At 40.5% G+C, this 2,248-nt stretch carries 3 protein-coding genes; all 3 read right to left on the reverse strand.

The annotated features are described in order from the left end of the window. Positions 1-48 precede the first annotated feature (48 nt). Entirely contained in the window at positions 49-1,596 is a 1,548-nt protein-coding gene (gene tnpC / locus ACQKII_RS24640) for an IS66 family transposase (protein WP_427463062.1), read from the reverse strand. Positions 1,597-1,658: 62 nt separating this feature from the next. Continuing rightward, positions 1,659-2,012 (reverse strand): IS66 family insertion sequence element accessory protein TnpB, encoded by a 354-nt coding sequence (gene tnpB / locus ACQKII_RS24645; RefSeq protein WP_283870410.1) that lies wholly within the window; start codon positions 2,010-2,012, stop codon positions 1,659-1,661. Next, complete coding sequence (locus ACQKII_RS24650) at positions 2,009-2,203, reverse strand: hypothetical protein (protein WP_427463063.1); 195 nt, start codon at positions 2,201-2,203, stop codon at positions 2,009-2,011. The genes tnpB and ACQKII_RS24650 overlap by 4 nt, the downstream gene beginning before the upstream one ends. Positions 2,204-2,248 lie beyond the last annotated feature (45 nt).

The raw sequence follows: 2,248 nt of genomic DNA on the forward strand, positions 1-2,248 counted from the left end.
GTACGCACGACGAATGGCCAGCTATCTGAGTTTTTTTCAGATAACTGGCTATTTTGAACATGTGGCTTGGATATTATTCGACCAAGGCATGTAATCTTGTAAGATTTCTGGCTGTTGTTGAATCGGTAAATTTGGCAGCTCCGTTAATAGCTTCACAAGGTACTGATAAAAATCAATGCCGTTTGTTTTGGCTGTTTCTGCTAAACTCAAACAGATGGCATTTGCTTTAGCACCGGCTTCACTCACAGAAAAAAGCCAGTTCTTGCGACCAATCACATTTGGGCGAATCGCATTTTCGGCTGGATTATTATCCATCTCAATTCGGCCATCGAACAGAAAAGCTTTTAATCCATGTATACGATTTAATGTGTATTCGGCAGCTTTAGCTAAGGCATTTTTTCCGAAGAAAGGCGATTCATCCACCCATTTTAAGAATTTCTCTACAATCGGCTTTGAATATTTTTGCCGTGATTTTCGGCGTTTCCCTGGTGAAAGATGCTTAAATTGACGTTCTAGGCGATACAATTGATCACAGAAATCCACGCCAATTTGCCCGTTTTTGCTATCGGCTTTCAGCCAATATCGTCGCACATGCGCCCAACAGTTAGCGAACGTGACATCAGGAAGATTACCGTATGCCGAGTAACCATCACAAATCACCGTTCCTTTAAAGCCTTTTGTAAATTCTACTAGTACAGAACGACTTCTCGATAATGCACTATGAAAAAGAACGATGATAGGACCTTGGCTTGGCACGCTGCGGAACACCCAATTGTAGGCATTCGATTGTCCTGATTTTCCGTCTGACCGATTGATAATTTGCGCATACGTTTCGTCCACATGCAGTACTGATTTCATAGTTAACATCTGCTTCATCTGTTCATAAATCGGTAAAAGCCAATCTTCTGCAGCACGAATAACCCAGTTTGATAGGTTCTTATCATTCGTAAGTAGGCCATATCGTTCCCACTCCTTTACCTGACGGTAAAGAGGTAAATACTGAATAGACTTATCGTAAATAAGCTTTGCTAAAACAGTTGGTCCTGCAATACTTCGCTGAATGGCAGCTTTTGGGGCTTTCCCACGTTTCATTTGTGCTTTTTGTGTGGCATCCATTTTACAGTGCTTGCACTCGTAGGCATGTTCAATATGCTGGATGCGCATCATTTTTGCCGGAATGAATTTTGCTTCTTCACGCGCAATCGTTGTACCAGCTTCAGTCATTTGACCAAGGCAACAGTCACATTGTGTGTTTTCAGGATGATGATGAATTTCTTCGATTTTAATTCCATCACGAAACGAATCATTTCGTTTTTTATGTAGTTTACGGACAACTGTATACGTAACAGTTGACGTGCTTTGTTCTTCTGTGTGCTCAGATTCGCTAAAAAACGGGTCGTCTTCGAATAAAGAGCCTTGCCCATCCGGTGCTTGATACTTGGATTTTTCCGATTTAGAACCGTATAACGCTTTTGTTAATTGGCGAACTTGTTCAGTCAACGCTTCAATTTGTCGATTTGACTGAGCTAATTGTTGCTCAAGCAATCGAATTAATCGTTCATTTTGGTTTTCTTGCTTAGGAGAAGCATTAGTCAAATCATTCACCACATTTCGTTTAGTATAAGTTATGGATGATTATACCACTTAGGTGAATAGATTTAAAAGACACCTGTTGCAGATTTCGAAATTGCCTTTGGCTGCTGAAGTGATAATCCTTCCAACAGCCAACGAAGCTCCTGCTGGGAAAGATTACGCACTTCCTTTTCATCTTTTGGCCATTGCAGTTTCCCATTATCTAATCGTTTATAAAGCATAGCGAAGCCATCTCCATCAAAGTACAAACATTTATAACGGTCTTTGCTCGTTCCAGAAAATAAGAAAATGGAATCGCTATAGGGGTCCAGTTCAAAAGAATCCTGAATAAGTGTAGCGAGACCATCAATGCCTTTTCGCATATCCGTCTTGCCACAGATGATATAGATGTTTTGCACACTCGTAAAATCATGCTTCATTGTTTATTCAGCTCCTTCATGATCATTTGGATGATGCGCTCATCTACGCCATTGAAGAAGGAGATTTCAACATTAATTGATTTTATGATACAGCTTGGTCCAAGAGAATTATGTTGTGGAATTGTTGATGAAGATTCGTCAGTGATAAGATCTAGTGTCACGGGGACAATTGTTAGTTTGTTCGTTAGCATAAGGAAGCACCTCCTTCAATTGATACGTCTATCGTACCGGAGGTG

The sequence above is a fragment of the Lysinibacillus sp. NPDC048646 genome, from assembly GCF_050272295.1.
GTDB lineage: Bacteria > Bacillota > Bacilli > Bacillales_A > Planococcaceae > Lysinibacillus.